This is a genomic window from Micromonospora sp. CA-269861 (assembly GCF_050948505.1).
GTDB lineage: Bacteria > Actinomycetota > Actinomycetes > Mycobacteriales > Micromonosporaceae > Micromonospora.
The window spans coordinates 6919275-6941021 of sequence record NZ_CP192014.1; the positions used below are offsets into that span (position 1 = coordinate 6919275).

Sequence of the window (21747 nt, forward strand, 5' to 3'; positions counted from 1 at the left end):
GTCGCGTGGGGGGCGGCGCCGGGCGGGCCGGGCCGCATCGGGGGGTGTGCGGGGGACGACACGGCCCACCCGGCACCTGTGGGGGCGGGAGGTTGTGCTGCCGCGTCAACCCGGGCGGGGCCGGCCGGCAGGCCGGGCGGTGATCTCCGCAGCTGACGGGGTGACGCTCGCAGCATTGTGGGCCAGTCGGCCGCCCGGAGGGGAGCCCCGGGACGGCCGACATCGCCGTTCTGTCGGGAACCCGACAGATAGCTCAGCTACGGACGGCCTCGACGGCCTCCGCGAGCCGCCGGACGCCCTCGTCGATCCGGTCGGCGGTCACCGCCGAGAAGGCCAGTCGGAGAGCGTGCCGCCCGCCGTCCACCACGAAGTCACTGCCCTTGACCACTGCTACCCCACGCTCGGCCGCCGCCGGGGCGAGCCGGTCGACAAGCACGTCCTCCGGGAACTCCACCCAGAGGAAGTAGCCACCGTCGGGCTCCACGAACCGCGCCTGCGGCAGGTGCCGGCGCAACGACTCGGCGAGCACCTGGGCCCGCTCGCCCAACGCCGCCCGGACCGTCTGGATCGAGCGGTCGATGTCGCCGGAGACACAGAACTGGTGCACGATCGCCTGGGACACCATCCCGGGGGAGATGTAGAGGCTTGTCGCGTTCTTCGCGATGGAGGCGATCAGGTCGGCCGGGCCGATCAGGTAACCGACCCGCACACCCGGGCAGACCGTCTTGGTGAAACTCGACGCGTGCACCACCACGTTGCGGGTGTCCAGCGAGAGCATCGACGGCAGCGCCTCACCACGGAAGCGGATATCCGCGTACGGGTCGTCCTCGAAGATCGTGAACTCGTACTCGGCGGCCAGGTCGAGCAGCTCGCGGCGCTTCTCCAGCGACAGCGTCATGCCGGCCGGGTTCTGGTAGTTCGGGATGACGTGCGCGAGCCGGGGACGAACCCCGGACTCCAGCAGCTTGCGCAGCTCGGCAGTGTCCAGGCCATCCGGCTGGACCGAGATGCCGTGCAGCTCGCTGCCCATCCGCTGAAGGTTGAGCAGCGTCCGGTCGTACGTCGGGCGTTCCACCACCACCGCGTCGCCGGGGCGGACCAGGTGGTCGAAGAGGAACGCGTCGGCCTGGAGCGACCCGTTGGTGACCAGCACCTGGGCGGCCTCGACCCCGTGCTTCTCGGCGATCCACTTTCGCAGCGGAAGGTACCCGACGGAGGTGCCGTACGCCGTCACCCCCGCGGGGTCGGCGTCGAAGGCGCGGACGGCGGCGGCCTTGAGCCCCTCGACATCGACGATGTCCAGCGAGGGAGCCCCACGGGCAAAGGAGATCAACTGCTCGGCGGTCATGGATGTTGAGCGTACGGGCGGCAGCGGGGAACGCGCGGTCGGCACGGCGATGTCCGCATCCTGAGCCACCGGGTCGGGTGACCCCACTCGTCCAGTCGGCGGCAGATCAGACCGGAAGGGCGAGCGCGTCGTGCTGCGCGGCCCGGGAAAGTCCCTCCAGCTGCACACCGAGCGCGTCGAGGAGCTGACTCCAGTCGAAGTAGGAACGCCAGGCGGTGATCCGACCCTTGCGGGCCCGGACCACGTCGGCCACCTCCCAGCTCACCAGGCGGCCGGTGGGCGCGACGGTGCCGTACGGCGAGTGCAGGGTGCCGGTGTGGGTGCCGGTCAGCCGCACCTCGACGGCGGCGCCACCGCCCGTGCGGACCACGCCCATCGGGTCGATCCGCAGGTCGGGAAAAGCGCCGGTCCAGGTACGCAGGAGCGCGGGCAGCTCGATCGGGCGGACCGTCACCCCCGGCATGGAGTAGAACGCCTCCGGGGCGTAGAGATCCGGAAGACGGGCCACGTCCCGGCGCAGGAGCATGGCGTACTGCTGCTCGACCAGCCGCTCCGCGTCGCGCATCGGGACCTCCCCCACGGGCCACGGCATCTCCGCGCCCGCAAGGGATGTCTACCCATCGATCCGGCCCGGCACACCACCCCCGGTCAGGTCGTGGCGACCGCCTGGCTCTCCGACCAGACCCGCATGATGTCCCGGACGGAGATCACGCCGGCCACCTCCCGGCCGTCCAGCACCACCAGGTGCCGGAACCCGCCCCGGGCCATCGCGGCGGCGGCCTCGGCCACCGTCCACTCCGGCCCCGCGTAGACCACGTCCCAGGTCAGGTGGGCCCCGGTGCGTTCCACGTCGCAGTCCAGGCCGGCGCCGATGGCCTTCAACACGTCACGTTCGGTCATGATCCCCACGCCCTCGGAATCCGGGTCGATCACGACCGCCGACCCGACACCGCGGGCCGACATCATCCGGGCCGCCTGACGGAGCGTGTGCTCCGGACCGACGACGAGGACCTGGCTGGACATCGCATCCCGTACCTGCATCACGCATCACCCCTTTGGGACGGTGGCATTCGGTACGGACATGGTGGTCGGTGGATGTTTCCGGGACAAGAGCGGCATCGCACTTGCTGCGGGTGCTGGCTACTGTCGGATGGTGTCCACCGAGCCCCTGCGCTGCGCCGGCGCGCTGATCGTCGACCAGGACGGCCGCATCTTCTTTCAGCGCCGCTCACCACACCGACGCCTGTTTCCCGACTGCTGGGACATCGTCGGCGGCCACCTGGAGCCCGGCGAGGACATCGACGGGGCGCTACGCCGGGAGATCACCGAGGAGACCGGGTGGGTCCTCTCGCACGTCCTGGGCCAGGTGGGCGAGTACAGCTACGTCGGCGACGACGGCCTGGCCCGGACCGAGTACGACTTTCTGGTCCGCGTCGACGGAGACCTCGACCGCCCGACGCTGGAGGCCGGCAAGCACACCGAGTACCGCTGGCTGGCCGAGCACGAGGTGACAGTGCTCGACGAGCACCGCGACGTCAACGACGGGCTGATCCGACGGATCGCGGAGGAGGGCTTCGCCGTCCTGCGGTCGATCGGTCTGTGAATACCGTCGAGCTGGCGCCGCACCGGATCGCCGGGCTGCTCGCACCGGCCGTGGACCGGACCTTCCGTGCGGGCATGCTGGCCGGCCGGGACGGTGGTGGCGCCGAGCTGTCCCAGCGCTACGGCGGAGTGACGGCGACCGGCTTCCTGGTTGACCTGCGCACCCGGCTGGCCGCACCCGGTGGCACAGTCGACGGGTCCGGGTTCGCGGCGATCACCCGCTACCAGGACCCGGTCGCCTGCCGGCGGACCGTGGACAAGCAGGTGGCGCACGGGATGCTCCACCGCGGCCCGGACGGCGCCCTGTCCACCACCGAGCGGGGCGCCGCCTTCCTCGCCGAGCTGTACCAGGTGCACGCCGAGGTCACCGAGGAGCTGTGGGCCGGGCACGACGACCGGGTCGCCCGACTGGTGGCCCTGCTCGGCCGGCTGCTGTCGTACGCCCTGGTGCTGGCCGACGACGAGCCGGACCAGGGCGGCTCGGCCTTCACCGCGCTCGCGCCCCCGTACGAGCCGGACGGCACCCCGTCGGGCGTGCTGCTGCTCAACCGGCTCGGCGCACTGCGGTACCACCGGGCCGACGCGCACGCCGCCGCCTGGACCGCCGCCGGGCACACCGCGTCGAGCATCGCCACCCTGCCGACCGGGCCCGAGCGGCTCGCCATCGAGCTGGAGACCGACCGGCGGGCCGCCGGCCCGTACGCCGCGCTCAGCTCGGAGGAGCGGCTGACCATGCTCGCCGACCTGGCGGCATTGCCCGGGTGACCCGGTTGGCCGGAGCGGCGCACCCAGCCGGGGCTATCCTCCAGCGGTGACAGGAGCAGGACTAGGGAGGATGTCGCGATGATCGGAATGGTGCTCGCGGCCGGAGCGGGACGACGGCTGCGCCCGTACACCGACACCCTGCCCAAGGCGTTGGTGCCGGTGGACGGCGAGACGACGATCCTGGACATCGCGCTGGGCAACCTCGCCGAGGTCGGGCTCACCGACATCGTGATCGTCGTCGGCTACGCGGCGGACGCGGTCGTCTCTCGCCAGGCGGACCTGGAGAAGAAGTACGGGGTCACCCTCACCCTGGTCCACAACGACAAGGCCGAGGAGTGGAACAACGCCTACTCGCTCTGGCTCGCCCGGGAGTACTTCGCGCGCGGGGTGCTGCTGGTCAACGGGGACACCGTGCACCCGGTGAGCGTGGAGAAGACCCTGCTCGCCGAGCGTGGCCCGGGCATCCTGCTCGCCGTGGACACCCTCAAGCCGCTGGCCGAGGAGGAGATGAAGACGACCTTCGACGCCGCCGGCCAGCTCACCCGGATCACCAAGCTGATGGACCCGGGCGAGGCGTACGGGGAGTACATCGGCGCGACGCTCATCGAGCCGCAGATCGCCGACGCCCTCGCCGACGCCCTCGAGGCGACCTGGCGACGGGACCCGAACCTGTACTACGAGGACGGCTACCAGGAGTTCTCCGACCGGGGCGGGGAGGTGCGGGCGGCGCCGATCGGTGACGTCCCGTGGGTCGAGGTCGACAACCACGCCGACCTGGCCCGCGCGCGGGAGATCGCGTGCCGCTACTAGCTCGGAGCGTCCTCACCCCGCTGCACATCGACGTACGACGCGGGGCGGTCGCCGACCTGGGCGCGATCCTGGCCGACGGGCGGATCTCCTCCGGGGGCGACGTCGCGGTGGTGGTCGGTCCTGGTCAGGGCGCGCAGATCGCGGAGCTGATCCGACCGTCGCTGCGCTCGGCGGACGTGTTCACCGTCTCCGGCGGCACGCTGGACGCCGCCGACGACCTGGGCGGCAAACTCCGCTCCCGGTCGTACGACGCGGTCGTCGGCATCGGCGGCGGCAAGACCATAGACGTGGCGAAGTACGCGGCGACCCGCCGAGGGCTGCCGATGGTGTCGGTGGCGACAAGTCTCGCCAACGACGGGATCGCCTCACCGGTGGCCAGCCTGATCACCGACGGGATCAAGGGCTCCTACGGCGTGCACATACCGATCGGGGTGATCGTCGACCTGGACTTCGTGGAGAGCGGCCCGGACCGGCACAACCGGGCCGGCATCGGCGACGTGATCAGCAACATCAGCGCGCTTGCCGACTGGGAGCTGTCCCGGCAGGTACGCGGTGAGCCGGTCGACGGGCTGGCCGCCTCGCTCTCGCGGGCGGGCGCCGAGGCGGTGCTCAACCACCCGGGCGACATGAGCGACGACGCCTTCGTGATCGTCCTCGCCGAGGCGTTGATCTCCAGCGGCCTGGCGATGGCTGTCGACGGCACCAGCCGTCCGTGCAGCGGCGGCTGCCACGAGATCATGCACGCGGTCGACTCGCTCTTCCCCGGGACCGCCTCGCACGGCGAGCTGGCCGGGCTGGGCGCGCTGTTCTGCACCTGGCTGCGCGGAGACCTCCGCCGCTTCCGGGAGATGTCGGCCTGCCTCGCCCGGCACGGCCTGCCCCGGCTCCCCGCCGAAGTGGCGCTCACCGACGACCAGTTCATCGAGGCGGTGCAGTTCGCGCCGCGGACCCGGCCGGACCGGTACACCATCCTCGAACACCTGGCACTGTCGCCTACCGAGACCCGGGAGCGGCTGGCAGACTACGCCGGTGCAATCCGCGACCAGCTTGGCTGACCCCCGTCCCACCGTCGCCGACTTCCACCGGGTGAACCGGGGCGGCGGCCTGTTCAGCGAGTCGATCAGCCAGTGGCTGGGTGCCGTCTTCGCGCTCGTCGCCCAGCGGCTCGGGCTGCGACCGACCGCGTTGACGATCACCAACCTGGTGCTCGGGCTGGCCACCTCGGTCACCGTGGTGGCGCTCGCCGGCCCGGTCGCCGCCGGGGACGTACCGGCCTGGGTGGTCGGCCTGCTCGCCCTGGTCGGCTGGCAGGTGGCGTACTCCCTGGACTGCGCGGACGGACAGCTGGCCCGGGTCACCGGCCAGGGCAGCGCGGCCGGGGCCCGCGTCGACGTGCTCTGCGACGTGGCCGCGCAGATCGCCCTGGTGGCAGCCCTGGCCGCCACCGCCGTGGCGCAGGAGCCGTCCACGCCGACCTGGCTCGTGGCGACCTTCGCGGGCACCTGGATGGTCAACCTGGTGACGTCGGTGATGCAGGCCGGCCCGAACGCGGCCAGCATGGTCACCTCGACCTCGCTGCCGGTACGCCTGGTGAAGCTGGTCCGCGACTACGGCGCGGTGGTCTTCGTGGCCGCCCTGGTGCTCGCCGTGGCTCCCGCGCTGGTCCTCTGGGTGATGGTCGCCTTCACGATCGTCAACGGTGGCTTCCTGCTGGCGAGCATCGCCTTCTCGGCCCGCGCCTCCCTGCGCTGACAGACCCGCCCCCCACCCCGCGATCTTGCACTTGCTGTCCCGACACATGGGGCATCCGACCGATATCGACGACCGAAACTGCAAGATCGGCGTGGTGGGGCGGGGGTCAGACGGGGTTGGGGGTTCGGGACAGGGACGCGTAGATGTCGATCAGGCGCTTGGTGACCACGTCGGGGTGGAAGGTGCGCTCGTAGCGGGCGCGGGCGGCCGGGGCCAGCCCGGCCGCGCCCGCGCGGGCGACCGGCAGGGCGGCGGCGAGCGCGGCCGGCTCCGGGGCGACCACCCAACCGGCCTCACCCAGACCGATCCCCGCCGGCATGGGTGACCCGCCACCCCCGGCGACCGCGGAGGCGTTCTCGGCGGGCCCGGTGCCGGCGGGCTCGTGCGGGGCGTCGGCCCCGACCAGGTACGGAATGCCGCCCAACGCGGTACCGAGCACCGGCCGGCCGCTCGCCATCGCCTCGATGATCACGGTGGGCAGCACGTCGTGCCACATCGCGGCGGCGATCACCACAGCGCTCGCCTCGACCGCGGCCCGCACCCCGGCCCGGTCGAGCTGACCGAGGTAGACCACGTCGGGTCGCTCGGCGGCGGCTGCCTCCACGAGTGGGCGCAGCTCACCGTCGCCGGCCACCCGCAGCGTGCCCAGGGCACCCACCGGGTGCCGACGCCAGGCGTCCAGCAGCAGGTCGACGCCCTTCTCCGGGGAGAGCCGGGCCATGTAGAGGAACCCGTCACCGAGCGGCGCCGGCCGACCCGGGTCGGGTACGGAGTTCGGCTTCACCACGATGCGTTCGTCCGGAATGCCGTAGTCGCGGAGGTGGTCGGCGATCGCCGAGGTGAGCGCGACGTACCGGTCCACCGAGCGCCAGGTACCCCGGTGCACGGCCAGGGTGGTCGCCATCAGTGCGCTCTGCGCCGCCGAGTCGCGGTAGCAGCGGTGCTTGATCGCCGGCACACCCAGAACCCGCCCCTTGCAGTCCTGACAGATCACGCCGTCGCGGAAGTAGATCCCCGACGAGCAGACCTGCCGGTAGTTGTGCACCGTCTGCACCACCGGCACGCCGTGCCGGTGCGCGGTCCGCACCACCCAGGGCGAGAGCAGGGGGTACGGGTTGTGCAGGTGCAGAACGTCAGGTCGGTGCTCGGTGAGCAGCCGGCTCAGGTCGTGCTGGGCTCGCGGCGCCCAGATCGGCGAGATCGGCAGCAGCGCCTTCGCCGCCTTCGACATCGACGGGATCTCGTCCGAGCTGCGGATGAAGGGCAGCACCTCGACGCCAGCGGCGGTGAGCTGCGCGATCTCCGAGTCGACGATCGTGTTCTCACCGGACGGCTGGGCTTCCCGGTACCGGTTGTGTGCCACCACGATTCTCACGGAGCTCGCCTCTCGTTCGCGATTGCGGGACTCGCAAGCTCATTCCTCACGCTCACGGCAAAGAAGGCTACCGTTGTGTCGTGCCCGAACTACCGGAGGTTGAGGCGCTCGCGGGTTACCTGCGTCAGCGCGCGGTGGGGCGGCGCGTCGATCGGCTGGAGATCGCCGCGATCAGCGCCCTGAAGACGTACGAGCCGGCACCGACCGAGGTCGCCGGTCGAGCGGTGGTCGACGCCAGTCGGCACGGCAAGTTCCTCGATGTCCTCTTCGAGGGCGGTCTGCACCTGGTGGTGCATTTGGCGCGAGCGGGCTGGCTGCACTACCGGGAGGCGTTCCCCTCCACCACCCCGCTGCGTCCGGGCAAGGGCCCGATCGCGGTGCGGGTACGCCTGGACGACGGTTCCGGCTTCGACCTCACCGAGGCGGGCACCCAGAAGAAGCTGGCCGCGTATCTGGTCACCGACCTCGCGGCGGTCCCCGGGGTGGCGAAACTGGGCCCGGACGCGTTCGCCGCGGACCTGCCCACCTTCGCCGAGCGGCTGCGGAGCCGGCGCGGGCAGGTCAAGGGGGTGCTGACCGACCAGTCGGTGCTGTCCGGGGTGGGCAACGCGTACTCCGACGAGATCCTGCACGCCGCGAAGCTGTCCCCGTTCGCGATCACCGATCGGCTCACCGACGCCCAGCTCGCCACCCTGCACGCCGCCACCCGACAGGTCCTCGGCGACGCGGTCGAGCGGTCCCTCGGTCAGCGGGCCGCGGAGCTCAAGGGCGAGAAGCGCTCCGGGCTGAAGGTGCACGCCCGCACCGGGCTGCCCTGCCCGGTCTGTGGGGACACCGTGCACGAGGTGTCGTTCGCCGACTCCAGCCTCCAGTACTGCCCGACCTGCCAGACCGGCGGTAAGCCGCTCGCTGACCGTCGGTTGTCCCGTCTCGTACGGTGAGTAATTCCACTCCACGACTACGGAGCGGAATCGCCCACACTGAGTGGAAGCTCCGGTCCGCCGTTCTGGTTACGTGCGCATCCATCGGTATAGTGGCCCGGTCCCCGGCTTCTGGAATGGCGCGGAGCCGGCCAGATCCCGCCAGCACCATCGATCGCCAATCTGCTTCGGGGCGGCGACCGGTCGGGCCCGCGTGGGAGACTGGGACGGTGGGCGACCCGGGCCTTCACGCCGAGTGAGCGGCCCGTGTCATGCGGGAGGACATGGGTGAGGTGACGGCAAGCCTCCAGCGCCCGGTAACCAACGAAGGCCGGAGCAGACTCGTGCGGCACGTCGACAGCTTCGAGATCCAGCCGCCGACGCCGCCGACGCACAATGGTGTACCCCGGTCGGCGTGGGCCAGGGCGCGACGCCGCGTCTCCCGTTGGCACCGCCCCTACACGGCGGTCCTGCTCCTGCTCGACTTCAGCGCTGCCGCATTTGCCAGCTGGATCGCAATCCAGCTCTTCGACCAGGCTGCCTCCGGGTTCTCCGGCACCAAGCAGGACCCGACCTGGTTCCACACCATCTCCTACCTTCTGCTCCCGCTCGGCTGGGTCGTCATCCTCTGGGGCAATCGGGCGTACGACAGGCGCTATCTGGGGCTCGGGCCCGACGAGTACAAGCGGGTGATCCGGGCGTCGGTGACGGTGGCCGCGAGCGTCTCCTTCCTCGCCTTCGCCACCGTGACCCAGCTCTCCCGGTTCACCGTGGGCACCGCGCTCGTCGGTGCGGCACTGCTGATCCTCTGGGGTCGGTTCGTGGCCCGGTGGGCCCTGCACTACATCCGCCGGCAGGCCGGCCAGGCCGCGCACCGGATGGTGCTGGTCGGCACCCTGCCGGAGTGCCTCGAGGTCTACGCGGCGGTCACCCGCAACCCGTCCGCCGGGCTGATGCCCGTCGCCATCCACATCACCAACGGGTACGCGGCTGCCCGGGGCATGCCGACCCCGGTGCCGGTGTACGCCGGGCGGGACGTTCTGGCGCTGGTCCGCGAGGTCGGTGGGGACACCATCGCCGTCTGCGGGTCGGCCAGCGCCGAGCCGGGTGAGCTGCGGCGGCTGGCCTGGCAACTGGAGGGTTCCGGTGTCGACCTGGTGGTCGCCCCGCAGCTCACCGACATCGCCGGTCCGCGGGTGCACATCCGGCCGATCGAGGGTCTGCCGCTGCTGCACGTCGAGGAGCCGACCCTCTCCGGGCCGGCGCTGCTGGCCAAGAACCTGCTGGACCGGGTCGCCGCCGGCCTCGGCCTGCTGCTGCTGATCCCGCTCTTCCTGGCCATCGGCGTGGCGATCCGGATCTCCGATCCCGGGCCCGTCTTCTTCCGCCAGCCCCGGGTGGGGCACGAGGGGCGCACGTTCCGGGTGTGGAAGTTCCGGACCATGTACGTCAACGCCGAGGAGCGGCTGGCCAGCCTCGTCGACCGCAACGAGACCGACGGCATGCTGTTCAAGATGAAGGAGGACCCCCGGGTCTTCCCGGTCGGCCGTTTCCTCCGGGCCACCTCGCTCGACGAACTGCCACAGCTGATCAACGTGCTCTGGGGCGAGATGTCGCTGGTCGGGCCCCGCCCGCTGCCGGCCGACGACGGTGACTTCCTGGGTGACGTACGCCGCCGCCTGCTGGTCCGCCCCGGCATGACCGGCCTGTGGCAGGTCTCCGGCCGCTCCGACCTGTCCTGGGACGAGTCGGTCCGCCTGGACCTCTACTACGTCGACAACTGGTCGCTCGCGTACGACCTGAGCATCCTGTGGCGCACGGTCGGGGTGGTGCTCGCCCGCAAGGGCGCGTACTAGAGGGTTGGCGCGCCGGCCCGAAGGGGCGAGGATCGCTGCGTGGCTGCCAACCTCTCCGCCGTGGTCGGCGTCGTCTCACTCGTCACCGCGCTGACCGCAGCCCTGTTCGCTGTGCTGCGGCTGCGGGCGCGCCGTGGCATCGCCACCGCCACCCAACGGGCAACCTACGAGGTGCTGCACACCGCCGGCCTGGCCGCCGAGCCGCTGCGCGCGGGGCTGAGCGAGGCGGGCGCGGCGAAGGCCGTACGCCATCTGCGGGCCCTGGTGGGCGCGGCCGGGCTGGCGCTCACCGACGCCGACCGGCTGCTGGCCCTCGACGGGCGCGGCACGCACCACGGGGAGCAACTGCTCGCGGCCGCCCGGCGGACTGTGGGCTCCGGCCGCTCGACGGTGCTGGGTGAGCAGGAGCTGCACTGCGACCGGGTCGACTGCCCGATCCGGGGGGCGGTGGTCGCACCGTTGCTGGGGGCGGACGGCCGGGTGGTGGGCGCGCTGGTGGCGGTCGCCGACAGCCCACCGCCTCCGGGGTTGGTGCAGGCCACCCTGGAGACGGCGCACTGGGCGGGCAACCAGCTCGCCCTGGCCGAGCTGGACTCGTCGCGGGAGCGGCTGGCCCGGGCCGAGATCCGTGCGTTGCGGGCGCAGATCAGCCCGCACTTCATCTACAACGCGCTGACCGCGATCGGCTCGTTCGTGCGCACCGATCCGGAGCGGGCCCGGGAGCTGATCCTGGAGTTCGCCGAGTTCACCAGGTACTCGTTCCGGGCGCACGGCGAGTTCACCACGCTGGCCGAGGAGCTGCGGTCGATCGACCGTTACCTGACCATCGAGCGCGCCCGGTTCGGCGACCGGTTGCAGGTGCGGTTGCAGATCGCCCCGGAGGTGCTGCCTGTGACGTTGCCGTTCCTCTGCCTCCAGCCGTTGGTGGAGAACGCGGTTCGCCACGGGTTGTCCCGCAAGCCGGGCACGGGCATGGTGAGCATCGAGGCCCGGGACGCGGGAGCCGAATGCCACATCACGGTGGAGGACGACGGAGTGGGAATGGATCCGACCACGCTGACCGCCGGCATCGCCGAGCTGGCCCGCGGCACCGGCGACCCGGGCGACGACACGGGTCAGCACGTCGGCCTCTCCAACGTCGACGAGCGGTTGCGCTCGGTCTTCGGGGATCGGTTCGGCCTGGTCGTGGAGACCGGGCTGGGCTCGGGCACGAAGGTGAGCATGCGGGTGCCGAAGTTCCACCCCGGCGTACGGGCAGGGTCGTGAGCGAGCGCACCGGGACGGGCGCGGTGAACGCGTCGGGTTTCCTGCGCGTCCTCGCTGTGGACGACGAGCCGCCCGCGCTCGACGAGTTGGCGTACCACCTGCGGGCCGACCCCCGGGTGGCTCGGCTGCACACGGCCGGGGATGCCACCGAGGCGCTGCGGCTGCTGCGCGACGCCGACGTGGACGTGGTTTTCCTGGACATCCGGATGCCCGGCCTGGACGGCATGGAGCTGGCCCGGGTGCTGCGCCGCTTCGCCCGGCCACCGGCGATCGTGTTCGTCACCGCGTACGACGACGGCGCGGTGGACGCCTTCGATCTGGGCGCCACCGACTACGTGCGGAAACCGGTTCGCGCCGATCGGCTGGCCGAGTCGTTGCGGCGGGTGATCGGTTCCCGGGTGGTGCCGTCGCATCCGGCGGCGCTGGCCCGCGCGGAGGAGGACCCGACCATCCCCATCGAGTTGGCCGGCACCACCCGGATGCTGCCCCGTTCAGCGGTGCGGTGGGTGGAGGCGCAGGGCGACTACGCCCGGTTGCACACCGCGGAGGGGTCGCACCTGGTGCGGGTCTCGCTGGCCACGCTAGCGGAGCGCTGGGCCGATGCCGGTTTCGTCAGGGTGCACCGGTCGTACCTGGTGCAGTTGAAGTTGATCGCGGAGTTGCGGCTCGTCAACTCCGGCTACGTGGTGGTGATCGACTCCACCGAGCTGCCGGTGAGCCGGCGGCACACCCGGGAGCTGAAGGACAAGCTGGTCAGGGCCGCGAAGCAGGATTGGAGTCGCTGAGACGGGAATGGGAGCAGCCCTACCGTACGTTGTACGCTAGTCCGTACGACTTCCGGGAGGCCTGACGTGACCGAGACCCCGTTCAACGCCGAATCCGAGTTCGACAGCCAACTCGACCGACTGGTGCAGCTCGGTTACCCCACCCTCGCCGGGCTGACCGAGAGCGCCTTCCGCGACCTCGTCGCACCACTGCGGGCCAGGGCGGCCGAGGGCACCGCCGGGCTGCCCGCCCCCACCGACGCCCGGGTGCCCTTCCTGTTGGTGATCACCCGGGACCTGATCGGGGTACCGGAACGGGTGGGGCTGACCACCCTGGCCGGCAAGAGCAAGCCCGGCGTGATCGACCGGAACTACGCCGAGGACGACCTGCCCCGCTTCGACCCGATCAAGGAGCTGGAGGTGCCGGCCGGGCCGGCGTACCTGCTCTTCGACGTCGACCGGGGTGAGGAGTTCCGCAACCTGGCCCCGGCTACGGCCATGGAGGGGATCACCGCGCAGAGCCGGTTGCCCCTCACCATCGACGAGGGGCTCGCCTTCGTCACGCTGCACCCGGCCGCGCTGGCGAGCAACAGGTGCTTCTCACTTGTCGGCTCCCGCTGCGGCGACAAGCGGGTGCCGGCGATCTGGATCAGCCAGGGCGCACCCAAGCTGGGCTGGTGCTGGTACGGCAACCCGCACACCTGGCTCGGCTCCGCCTCGGCCCGACCGGAGCGCATCGGCCTGGAGTGACCGTCGGTTCAGACGGTTGTCCACAACGAGCCTCGGGAGTTCCCACACGCCAGCCGGCATCGTCCCGGAGTTATCCACAGGCGTTACCGGTTCTCCACAGGTTATGCACAACGCCACCCACGGGTGCGCACGACGCCGCCGGGTGGCCCTGCTTGACAAACCCGCATTGCGGGCGAGACTGCCGGGGTGGCCAAGCAACTCCCTCACGTGGGGTCGGGTGGTGCGGTACCGCCGCCCCGGCGGTCCCGGATCGTGCTGGCCGAGATCACCCGACAGGACACCCGCGCCGAACGGACCCGCGCCGAGCTGGCCCAGCAGACCCAGGTCGGCGAGGCGCTGGTCCGCGGCCTGGTCCGGGCCCAACTCGCGCTGGCACTGCGGCTGTCCCTGGTGGTGGCCATCGGGTTGGGCGGGCTGCCCTGGCTGTTCGCGATCGCCCCCTCGCTCGGCCGGACCACGGTCGCCGGCGTCAACCTGCCGTGGCTGCTGCTCGGGGTGGCCTCCTTCCCGTTCCTGATCGCCGTGGGCTGGGCGTACGTGCGGCTGGCCGAGCGCAACGAGCAGGACTTCACCGACCTGGTGCAACGGCCGGAGCGCTGAGGTGGGCAACGACTTCGTGGTCCCGGCCATCGTCGCCGTCACCCTGGTCACCGTCGGGATCGGCTTCTACGGGCTGCGGTTGGCCCGGACCACCTCCGACTTCCTGGTGGCGTCCCGGGCGATCAGTCCGACGTGGAACGCCGCCGCTATCGGCGGGGAGTACCTGTCGGCGGCGAGCTTCCTCGGCATCGCGGGGCTGGTCCTCAAGTACGGCGTGGACGTGCTCTGGTACCCGGTCGGGTTCGCCGCCGGCTACCTGGCCCTGCTGCTCTTCGTGGCCGCGCCGCTGCGCCGCTCCGGGGCGTTCACCCTGCCCGACTTCTGCGAGCTGCGGCTGGGGTCGCGTCGACTCCGCATCCTGGCCACCGCCTTCGTGATCTTCATCGGTTGGCTGTACCTGGTGCCACAGCTCCAGGGCGCCGGGCTGACCCTGGCCACGGTGGCCGGCTCCCCGTACCCCCTCGGCGCCCTGCTGGTGGCTGCCGTGGTCACCGCGAACGTGGCGCTGGGCGGGATGCGGGCCATCACCTTCGTGCAGGCGTTCCAGTACTGGCTCAAGCTGACAGCTCTCGCCGTACCGGTGATCTTCCTGGCCCTGCAGTGGCAGGCCGACGGCCGCCCGGCGGTGACCCCGCCCGACGGACCGACGTTCCGGGCCGCGACCACCGTCGTGGTCGAGCACCGCGCGACCCTCACCCTGCCCGACGGTGACATCCGGGAGGTACGCCCCGGCGACGAGTTGACCTTCGCTGCCGGTGATCCGGTGCCGGAGGTGTCCGGGGTCGCCACCGATGCCAACGACTGGTTGCTGCCCAGCGCCGCCGGTGACGACGACCGCGGCCTGTTCGCCACGTACTCGCTGATCCTGGCCACCTTCCTGGGCACCATGGGCCTGCCGCACGTGCTGGTGCGCTTCTACACCAACCCGGACGGCGCTGCGGCCCGCCGGACCACCCTGGTCGTGCTGGCGCTGGTCGGCGCGTTCTACCTGCTGCCCACCCTGTACGGGGTGCTCGGCCGGATCTACACACCGCAACTGCTGCTCAGCGGCCAGACCGATGCGGTGGTGGTGCTGCTACCCGGCGCGGTCCTGGGCGACGGGCTGGTCGGGCGACTGCTCGCCGCGCTTGTCGCCGCAGGCGCGTTCGCGGCGTTCCTCTCCACCTCGTCCGGCCTGCTGACCAGCGTCGCCGGGGTGATCTCGACGGACGTGCTCGGTCGGGGCTCGGTACGCGGGTTCCGGCTGGCCACCGTCATCGCCGGCGGTGTGCCGGCGGTGCTGGCACTACACGTCTCCGGACTGGACGTGTCGCAGGTCGTCGGGCTGGCCTTCGCGGTCGCCGCGTCGAGCTTCTGCCCGCTGCTGGTCCTCGGCATCTGGTGGCGCGGGTTGACCGACGTGGGCGCCACCGCCGGCGTGGTGGTCGGCGGCGGCGCGGCGATCGGCGCGGTGCTGGTCACAGTGCTCGGCCCACCGCTGTCCGGCTGGCCGGCCACCCTCATCGCGCAGCCGGCCGCCTGGACGGTGCCGCTGGCGTTCACCGTGATGGTCGTCGTCTCGATGGCAACCCGCCGACGAGCCCCAACCGACGTCGCCGCCACCATGCTCCGCCTGCACACCCCCGAAGCCCTCCGGATGTAACCCCGCGCCCCACCCACCACCGCGCCGATCCGGGGCAGGTCGGCGCCTGGTCCCTCTCGGGGATGATCGCGGGTCCGCCCGTGGCCGGACGGCGGAACTGGCGATCGACGGATAACGTCTGCGCATGACTGTTGAGCACCCCGCGCTCGCACTGCGTGGCCTGGCCAAGCGGTTCGACGGCACGATCGCGGTGGCCGGCGTCGACCTGGACGTCCCCGCCGGCTCCTTCTATGGCCTGCTCGGCCCGAACGGCGCCGGCAAGACCACCACGTTGTCGATGGCGGTCGGGTTGTTGCGACCGGACGCCGGCTCGGCCTGGGTGCTCGGGCACGACGTCTGGCAGGACCCGGTCACCGCCAAGCGGCTGCTCGGCGTGATGCCCGACGGGGTCCGGCTGTTCGACCGGCTGACCGGCGCGGAGCTGCTGGCGTACAACGGGTTGTTGCGGGGGATGGACCCGGCGGTGGTCGACCAGCGGGCCGCCGAGCTGCTGGACGTGCTGGCGCTCGGCGACGCCGGTCGGACGCTCGTGGTGGACTACTCGGCGGGTATGAAGAAGAAGATCGGCCTGGCCTGCGCGCTGCTGCACGGCCCTCGGGTGCTGGTGCTGGACGAGCCGTTCGAGGCGGTCGACCCGGTCTCCGCCGCGCTGATCCGGGACATCCTCACCCGCTATGCGGCCGGTGGCGGCACCGTGGTGTTCTCCAGTCACGTGATGGAGGTCGTCGAGCGGCTCTGCTCGCACGTGGCGATCCTGGCCGGCGGCACCATCAAGCGGGTCGGCACCATCGACGAGGTCCGTGGCGGTCGCTCGCTGGAGCAGGTCTTCGTCGAGGTGGTCGGCGGGCGCACCGCTACCGGCGAGGAGCTGTCGTGGCTCTCCCGGTGAGCGCGGACGCCACCCCCGCCGCACCCGTACGGTCGGTCTCCGCCCGCCACTTCGTGCGGCTCAAGCTGCGGGTGATGGGCAACAACTTTCGCGGCCAGGGCTGGCGGATCGCCCTGTTCGTCGGCGGCGCGTTGCTCGGGCTCTGGTTCGCCGCCGGCGGTTTCTTCCTCTTCGCCGCGCCGGGCCTGACCGGCGACGGCCAGTACGCGGTGCTGATCGCGGCGGCGGGTGGCGGGCTGCTGGTGCTCGGCTGGCTGCTCCTGCCACTTGTCTTCTTCGGTGTGGACGAGACACTGGACCCGGCCCGGTTCGCGCTGCTGCCGCTGCCCCGGCGCACGTTGGTGACCGGCCTGTTCGTGGCGGCCCTGATCAGCGTGCCGGCGCTGGCGGTGCTGATCGCGTCGTTCGGGTTGGTGCTGACCGCCTCGTCGTTGGGCGGCTGGTCGGCGGGGTCGGTCGCCGTCCTGGGTGTGCTCGCCGGGCTGCTGCTCTGTGTGGCCGCCAGTCGGGCGGTCACCAGCGCCTTCGCCACCATGTTGCGGTCCCGACGGGTCCGGGACCTGGCGGCCGTGCTGCTGGCGGTGGTCGCCGCGTTGCTCGGCCCGTTGCAGGTCTTCGGCCTCGCCGCGCTGCGCGAGGCGGACTGGGACCGGTTGACGGGTGTGGCGACCGTGATCGGTTGGACGCCGTTCGGCGCTCCGTGGACCGTCGGCATCGACGTGGCCCAGGGTCGGGTGTGGGCGGCGCCTGTCAAGTTGCTGATCACGGTGGTGGCGCTCGGCGCCCTGCTGGCCTGGTGGTCCCGGTCGCTCGAGTCGGCGATGGTGGGTGCGGCGAGCGCCGGCAAGGCCCCGGCGCAGCGCGGAGCCGCCGGCGGCGCGGTCGCCCAACTGTTCCCCCGGTTCGCCGGCTGGGCCCGCCGGGACCGGTTCGGTGCCCTGGTCGCCCGGGAGGCCCGTTACTGGTGGCGGGACGCTCGCCGCCGGGCGAACCTGATCACAATTGCGGTGGTCGGCATCTTCGTGCCAGTGATGATCAACGTTACGGGTGGGGACTTCGCGGCCATGAACGACGAGGGGCTGACGGCGGCGGCCAGTGACAGCTCACCTGTCGTGGTCACCGTCTCGATGCTCTTCGTGGGCGTGCTCGCCGCCGTCACCCTGGCCAACCAGTTCGGCTTCGACGGCAGCGCGTACGCCGCGAACGTGGTGGCCGGGGTGCCCGGCCGGGTCGAGCTGCGGGCCCGGATGACTGCCTTCTCGCTGTACGTGCTGCCGATGCTGGCGGTCGTCGCGGTGGTGCTGTCGGTGCTGCTCGGTCGACCGGGTTGGATCGGGCTCACGATCGGCAGCCTGGTCGCCACCTACGGCGCCGGGCTGGCGGTGAACAGCCTGGTCTCGGTGCTCGGGGCGTACTCGCTGCCGGAGACGAGCAACCCGTTCGCCATGAACAGCGGTGCGGGCCTGGCGAAGGGGCTGCTCACCCTGCTGGCCATGCTCGCCTCGGCGGTCGCCGCGGTGCCGATGGTGGTGGCCGCCGCGCTGCTTGGTGACGCCTGGCTCTGGCTGGCCCTGCCGGTCGGTGCCGCGTACGGGCTGGGCGCGGCGCTGCTCGGCGCGTACCTGGCCGGCGACGTGCTGGACCGACGCCAGCCGGAGCTGCTGGCCACTGTGACGCCGCGCCGCTGAGCGCTGCCGTCCGGCCCGGCCGAACGCCGGTCAGGGCCACCCGACCCTCGTTATGGTGCGAGCAGCCGGGACGAGGGGGCAGTCGGCATGGGCTCGCACACGCGCTACCGCAGCATCGTCGTCGACGGGCGCTCGATCTTCTACCGGGAGGCGGGGGCACCGGACGCGCCCGTGCTGCTGCTCCTGCACGGTTTCCCGTCCTCGTCGCGCATGTTCGAGCCGCTGCTCGAACGGCTCGCCGACCAGTTCCGGTTGATCGCGCCGGACTACCCCGGCTTCGGGCACAGTGCCGCCCCCGATCCGCGGAGCCCGTACACCTTCGACGGGATCGCCGAGACGATCGCTGGTTTCGTCGCCGCCGTCGGCGTGGAGCACTACCTGCTCTACGTGCAGGACTACGGCGGGCCGGTGGGTTTACGGATGGTGCTCGCCGACCCGGGCCGCCTGCGCGGCCTCATCGTGCAGAACGCGGTGGCCCACGACACCGGCCTGGGCCCGCTCTGGGGCACCCGGCGGGCCTTCTGGCAGGACCGGGCCGCACACGAGGCGGCGGTCCGGGAGAACGTCCTCTCGCTGGAGGCGATCCGGACCCGGCACGTCGGCACCGATCCGGACCCGGAGCGGTACGACCCCGACCTGTGGGTCGACGAGCAAGCCTTCCTCAGTCGCCCCGGGGAGATCGAACGCCAACTGGATCTCCAGTACGACTACCGGACCAACGTCGCCTCGTACCCGACCTGGCAGGAGTGGCTCCGCCGGACCCAGCCGCCGCTGCTTGTCGTCTGGGGTCGGTACGACACCTCGTTCGAGGTCACCGAACCCGAGGCGTACCGCTCGGACGTTCCGGGGTCCGAGGTGCACCTGCTCGATGGCGGGCACTTCGTGCTCGACACGCAACCGGACGAGGTCGCCGCGCTGATTCGCTCCTTCGCGTCTCGGGTTCGTACGACGGGCGGGGCGGGTCACAATGTTTCACGTGAATCATGAACCGGGCGCCGAGATCCACCACACCGACCCATTCGCGGTGCCGACCGGGCAACGGTCGCCGGTACGCCGGCTGCGTGGTCGCCTCGCCGTACCGGTGACCCTCTGGACGGCACCCGGTCCGGACGGGCTGACCGTCTCGTCCACCCTGGTGGCCGAGGGGGAACCAGACCGGCTGCTCGGGTTGATCGACCCGGAGTCCGACCTCTGGGCGGCCGTCGAGGAGGCCGGCCGGTTCGCTGTCACACCGCTCGGCCCGCCGCACCGGCAACTCGCCGACCGGTTCGCCGGTCTCTTCCCCGCCCCGGGCGGGCTCTTCGCCACCGGCACGTGGATCGAGACGCCGTACGGGCCGGTCCCGGCCGATGCCGGCGGCTGGGCCGGGTGCCGGCTGGACACCGCCCGGGAGTACGGCTGGGGCCTGCTGGTCGAGGCCACGATCGAGACGGTCGACCTGGCCGGGGAGGCCGCCCCGCTGCTGCACTACCGCGGTCGCTATCACGAACTGCCGGCCTGAACGGACGCCTCGGCCGGGGCGACCGATCACCGCAGTGACCTGAGTCACTTGGCGCAGCCAGCCAACCGCTCGGCGCACTCGCCGACCGGCGTCGATCTCAGCCTTCCCTGCCGGGGAGTGCGCTCTTTACGGTGCGCGAAACTCCTCTGACGCCTGTGAAGGTGGTGATCCACAGATGTCCACGGACACACCCGCTCCGGCCGCTTCCCAGTCGGACAAGTACCTGGCCGTACAACGGTCGGACGAGTTCGCCGGGCTGCGGCGTGCGCTGCGCGGCTTCGTCTTCCCGATGACCGTCGCTTTCTTCCTGTGGTATGCGCTCTACGTCATTCTCTCCGCGTACGCCCGGGACTTCATGGGCACGAAGCTGTTCGGCAGCAACATCAACGTCGCGCTGATCTTCGGCCTGCTCCAGTTCGTCTCGACGTTCCTGATCGCCTGGCTCTACTCCCGCTACGCGGACCGGAAGATCGACCCCATCGCGGACCGGATCCGCGCCGAGATCGGGGAGGTGACCCATGAGCAAGGTCCACGCGGTTGAGACGTTCCTCGCGGCTGAGGCGGGCAACCACACAGCCCGCAACCTGACCATCACGCTCTTCCTGGTCTTCGTGGCGGTGACCCTGGGCATCACCATCTGGGCCAGCCGGCAGACCAAGACGGCGACCGACTTCTACGCCGGCGGCCGGTCCTTCACCGGCTTCCAGAACGGCATGGCGATCGGCGGCGACTACATGTCGGCCGCGTCGTTCCTCGGCATCGCCGGCATCATCGCGCTTTACGGCTACGACGGCTTCCTCTACTCGATCGGCTTCCTGGTCGCCTGGCTGGTGGCGCTGCTGCTGGTCGCGGAGCTGCTGCGGAACTCGGGCCGGTACACGATGGCGGACGTGCTGGCCTTCCGGATGCGTCAGCGTCCGGTGCGTACGGCGGCGGCGGTCTCCACCATCACGGTGTCGATCTTCTACCTGCTCGCCCAGATGGTGGGCGCCGGCGCGCTTGTCGCGCTGCTGCTCGGCATCCGGCCGGGGACGACCTTCCTCGGCATGGACGCGTCCACCGCGAAGGTGGCCACCATCATCATGGTCGGCGCCCTGATGATCATCTACGTCACCGTGGGTGGCATGAAGGGCACCACCTACGTGCAGATCGTCAAGGCGTTCCTGCTCATGGGCGGCGCGCTGTTGATGACCATCCTGGTGCTGGCGAAGTTCAACTTCAACCTGTCGGCGCTGCTGGGCCAGGCGGCCGAGGCCTCCGGCAAGGGCAGCGCGTTCCTCGAACCCGGGTTGCGGTACGGCGTCGAAGTCGCCGGCAACTCGACGCAGACCTTCTACAACAAGGTGGATCTGCTGTCCCTGGGTATCGCCCTGGTGCTCGGCACCGCCGGTCTGCCGCACATCCTGATCCGCTTCTACACGGTGCCGACCGCGAAGGCGGCCCGCAAGAGCGTGCTCTGGGCGATCGGCATCATCGGCACCTTCTACCTGCTCACCCTGGCCCTCGGCTTCGGTGCGGCGGCGCTGGTGGGCAGTCAGGCGATCACGGCGCAGGACAAGGCCGGCAACACCGCCGCGCCGCAGTTGGCCGAAGCGCTCGGCATCGACTTCTTCGGCGGCGAACTGGGTGGTGCGGCCCTGCTGGCGATCATCGCGGCGGTCGCCTTCGCCACCATCCTCGCTGTGGTCGCCGGGTTGACGCTCGCCTCGTCGTCCAGCCTCGCGCACGACTTCTACGCGAACGTGCTGAAGAAGGGTGAGGCGTCGGAGCGGCAGGAGGTACGGGTAGCCCGGATCTCCGCCCTGGCGATCGGCGCGGTGTCGATCGCCCTGTCGATCTACGCGCAGAACCTCAACGTGGCGTTCCTGGTGGCGCTGGCCTTCGCGGTCGCCGCCTCGGGCAACCTGCCCGCGATCCTCTACAGCCTCTTCTGGCGTCGGTTCAACACCTCCGGCGCGGTGTGGGCGATCTACGGCGGGCTGCTCTCGGCCGTACTGCTGGTGTTCTTCTCGCCGGTGGTCTCCGGTGCGGCGACCTCGATGTTCCCGAACCACGACTGGCAGTGGTTCCCGCTGTCCAACCCGGGCATCCTCTCCATCCCGTTCGGTTTCCTCTGCGGGTGGATCGGCACTGTCATCTCCAAGGAGCACGACGAGGACAAGTACGCGGAGCTGGAGGTGCGCGCCCTCACCGGCGCTGGCGCCCACTGACCGCGGCCA

21 protein-coding genes and 1 pseudogene are annotated in these 21747 nt (G+C 71.3%); 18 read left to right on the forward strand and 4 right to left on the reverse strand.

Annotated elements, in window-relative coordinates; all coding sequences use genetic code 11:
- Positions 1-253 precede the first annotated feature (253 nt).
- From ACQP0U_RS31875 to ACQP0U_RS31885, 3 genes are all read right to left on the reverse strand, one after another.
- Entirely contained in the window at positions 254-1348 is a 1095-nt protein-coding gene (locus ACQP0U_RS31875) for a PLP-dependent aminotransferase family protein (RefSeq protein WP_433314355.1), read from the reverse strand.
- A gap of 106 nt (positions 1349-1454) precedes the next feature.
- Positions 1455-1913 (reverse strand): ester cyclase, encoded by a 459-nt coding sequence (locus tag ACQP0U_RS31880; protein WP_433314357.1) that lies wholly within the window; start codon positions 1911-1913, stop codon positions 1455-1457.
- 83 nt (positions 1914-1996) lie between these two features.
- Positions 1997-2389: a CBS domain-containing protein gene (locus ACQP0U_RS31885; RefSeq protein WP_030487774.1), complete on the reverse strand. Its 393-nt coding sequence runs from the start codon at positions 2387-2389 to the stop codon at positions 1997-1999.
- 109 nt (positions 2390-2498) lie between these two features.
- Here ACQP0U_RS31885 and ACQP0U_RS31890 point away from each other — a divergent pair, with 109 nt between their 5' ends.
- The 5 genes from ACQP0U_RS31890 to ACQP0U_RS31910 all read left to right on the forward strand — a co-directional run bounded on the left by ACQP0U_RS31890 (position 2499) and on the right by ACQP0U_RS31910 (position 6277).
- On the forward strand, positions 2499-2951 hold the full coding sequence (locus ACQP0U_RS31890; RefSeq protein ID WP_433321319.1) for an NUDIX hydrolase: 453 nt from the start codon (positions 2499-2501) through the stop codon (positions 2949-2951).
- On the forward strand, positions 2948-3715 hold the full coding sequence (locus ACQP0U_RS31895) for a hypothetical protein (RefSeq protein WP_433314359.1): 768 nt from the start codon (positions 2948-2950) through the stop codon (positions 3713-3715). Before ACQP0U_RS31890 ends, ACQP0U_RS31895 begins: the two co-directional genes overlap by 4 nt.
- 78 nt (positions 3716-3793) lie before the next feature.
- Positions 3794-4525 (forward strand): sugar phosphate nucleotidyltransferase, encoded by a 732-nt coding sequence (locus ACQP0U_RS31900; RefSeq protein WP_433314362.1) that lies wholly within the window; start codon positions 3794-3796, stop codon positions 4523-4525.
- Positions 4513-5580, forward strand: a complete 1068-nt coding sequence (locus ACQP0U_RS31905) for an iron-containing alcohol dehydrogenase family protein (protein WP_091396869.1) — start codon at positions 4513-4515, stop codon at positions 5578-5580. The genes ACQP0U_RS31900 and ACQP0U_RS31905 overlap by 13 nt, the downstream gene beginning before the upstream one ends.
- On the forward strand, positions 5555-6277 hold the full coding sequence (locus ACQP0U_RS31910; protein ID WP_387173474.1) for a CDP-alcohol phosphatidyltransferase family protein: 723 nt from the start codon (positions 5555-5557) through the stop codon (positions 6275-6277). The genes ACQP0U_RS31905 and ACQP0U_RS31910 overlap by 26 nt, the downstream gene beginning before the upstream one ends.
- 106 nt (positions 6278-6383) lie before the next feature.
- Here the strand turns inward: ACQP0U_RS31910 and ACQP0U_RS31915 are convergent, their stop codons facing one another.
- Positions 6384-7652: a glycosyltransferase family 4 protein gene (locus tag ACQP0U_RS31915; protein ID WP_433314365.1), complete on the reverse strand. Its 1269-nt coding sequence runs from the start codon at positions 7650-7652 to the stop codon at positions 6384-6386.
- 80 nt (positions 7653-7732) lie between these two features.
- Between ACQP0U_RS31915 and ACQP0U_RS31920 the strand changes: the two genes are divergently transcribed.
- The 13 genes and pseudogenes from ACQP0U_RS31920 to ACQP0U_RS31980 all read left to right on the forward strand — a co-directional run bounded on the left by ACQP0U_RS31920 (position 7733) and on the right by ACQP0U_RS31980 (position 21738).
- The gene (locus tag ACQP0U_RS31920; RefSeq protein WP_433314368.1) at positions 7733-8593 is read left to right on the forward strand and encodes an Fpg/Nei family DNA glycosylase; all 861 of its coding nucleotides are present in this window, start codon (positions 7733-7735) and stop codon (positions 8591-8593) included.
- Positions 8594-8856: 263 nt separating this feature from the next.
- Positions 8857-10428, forward strand: a complete 1572-nt coding sequence (locus ACQP0U_RS31925; RefSeq protein WP_433321322.1) for a sugar transferase — start codon at positions 8857-8859, stop codon at positions 10426-10428.
- 39 nt (positions 10429-10467) lie between these two features.
- Positions 10468-11694: a sensor histidine kinase gene (locus tag ACQP0U_RS31930; RefSeq protein ID WP_433314370.1), complete on the forward strand. Its 1227-nt coding sequence runs from the start codon at positions 10468-10470 to the stop codon at positions 11692-11694.
- A gap of 23 nt (positions 11695-11717) precedes the next feature.
- Positions 11718-12479 carry a LytR/AlgR family response regulator transcription factor gene (locus ACQP0U_RS31935; protein WP_124778501.1) on the forward strand — a complete coding sequence of 254 codons (762 nt, stop codon included), beginning with the start codon at positions 11718-11720 and terminating at the stop codon, positions 12477-12479.
- A gap of 66 nt (positions 12480-12545) precedes the next feature.
- Positions 12546-13208 (forward strand): DUF5701 family protein, encoded by a 663-nt coding sequence (locus ACQP0U_RS31940; protein WP_433314373.1) that lies wholly within the window; start codon positions 12546-12548, stop codon positions 13206-13208.
- 186 nt (positions 13209-13394) lie between these two features.
- Positions 13395-13808: a hypothetical protein gene (locus ACQP0U_RS31945; protein ID WP_433314376.1), complete on the forward strand. Its 414-nt coding sequence runs from the start codon at positions 13395-13397 to the stop codon at positions 13806-13808.
- Position 13809: 1 nt separating this feature from the next.
- Positions 13810-15450 carry a cation acetate symporter gene (locus ACQP0U_RS31950; protein WP_433314379.1) on the forward strand — a complete coding sequence of 547 codons (1641 nt, stop codon included), beginning with the start codon at positions 13810-13812 and terminating at the stop codon, positions 15448-15450.
- A gap of 124 nt (positions 15451-15574) precedes the next feature.
- A complete protein-coding gene (locus tag ACQP0U_RS31955) occupies positions 15575-16339 on the forward strand; it encodes an ABC transporter ATP-binding protein (protein WP_433314381.1) in 765 nt (254 codons plus the stop codon).
- On the forward strand, positions 16324-18027 hold the full coding sequence (locus ACQP0U_RS31960) for an ABC transporter permease (RefSeq protein WP_433314384.1): 1704 nt from the start codon (positions 16324-16326) through the stop codon (positions 18025-18027). The genes ACQP0U_RS31955 and ACQP0U_RS31960 overlap by 16 nt, the downstream gene beginning before the upstream one ends.
- 87 nt (positions 18028-18114) lie before the next feature.
- A complete protein-coding gene (locus tag ACQP0U_RS31965) occupies positions 18115-19014 on the forward strand; it encodes an alpha/beta fold hydrolase (RefSeq protein ID WP_433314387.1) in 900 nt (299 codons plus the stop codon).
- Positions 18977-19528, forward strand: a pseudogene (locus tag ACQP0U_RS31970) (flavin reductase family protein); the annotation flags it as partial. The gene ACQP0U_RS31965 and the pseudogene ACQP0U_RS31970, both read left to right, overlap by 38 nt.
- A 175-nt stretch (positions 19529-19703) precedes the next feature.
- Positions 19704-20069 (forward strand): DUF485 domain-containing protein, encoded by a 366-nt coding sequence (locus tag ACQP0U_RS31975; RefSeq protein ID WP_433314390.1) that lies wholly within the window; start codon positions 19704-19706, stop codon positions 20067-20069.
- The gene (locus tag ACQP0U_RS31980) at positions 20047-21738 is read left to right on the forward strand and encodes a solute symporter family protein (protein WP_433314393.1); all 1692 of its coding nucleotides are present in this window, start codon (positions 20047-20049) and stop codon (positions 21736-21738) included. The genes ACQP0U_RS31975 and ACQP0U_RS31980 overlap by 23 nt, the downstream gene beginning before the upstream one ends.
- Positions 21739-21747 lie beyond the last annotated feature (9 nt).

Excerpts from the sequence above, each read along its gene's own strand:
- ACQP0U_RS31875 (WP_433314355.1), bottom strand. The coding sequence starts at position 1,348 with ATGACCGCCGAGCAGTTGATCTCCTTTGCCCGTGGGGCTCCCTCGCTG.
- ACQP0U_RS31880 (WP_433314357.1), bottom strand. The coding sequence starts at position 1,913 with ATGCGCGACGCGGAGCGGCTGGTCGAGCAGCAGTACGCCATGCTCCTG.
- ACQP0U_RS31885 (WP_030487774.1), bottom strand. The coding sequence starts at position 2,389 with ATGCAGGTACGGGATGCGATGTCCAGCCAGGTCCTCGTCGTCGGTCCG.
- ACQP0U_RS31890 (WP_433321319.1), top strand. The coding sequence starts at position 2,499 with ATGGTGTCCACCGAGCCCCTGCGCTGCGCCGGCGCGCTGATCGTCGAC.
- ACQP0U_RS31900 (WP_433314362.1), top strand. The coding sequence starts at position 3,794 with ATGATCGGAATGGTGCTCGCGGCCGGAGCGGGACGACGGCTGCGCCCG.
- ACQP0U_RS31925 (WP_433321322.1), top strand. The coding sequence starts at position 8,857 with ATGGGTGAGGTGACGGCAAGCCTCCAGCGCCCGGTAACCAACGAAGGC.
- ACQP0U_RS31955 (WP_433314381.1), top strand. The coding sequence starts at position 15,575 with ATGACTGTTGAGCACCCCGCGCTCGCACTGCGTGGCCTGGCCAAGCGG.
- ACQP0U_RS31965 (WP_433314387.1), top strand. The coding sequence starts at position 18,115 with ATGGGCTCGCACACGCGCTACCGCAGCATCGTCGTCGACGGGCGCTCG.
- ACQP0U_RS31975 (WP_433314390.1), top strand. The coding sequence starts at position 19,704 with ATGTCCACGGACACACCCGCTCCGGCCGCTTCCCAGTCGGACAAGTAC.
- ACQP0U_RS31980 (WP_433314393.1), top strand. The coding sequence starts at position 20,047 with ATGAGCAAGGTCCACGCGGTTGAGACGTTCCTCGCGGCTGAGGCGGGC.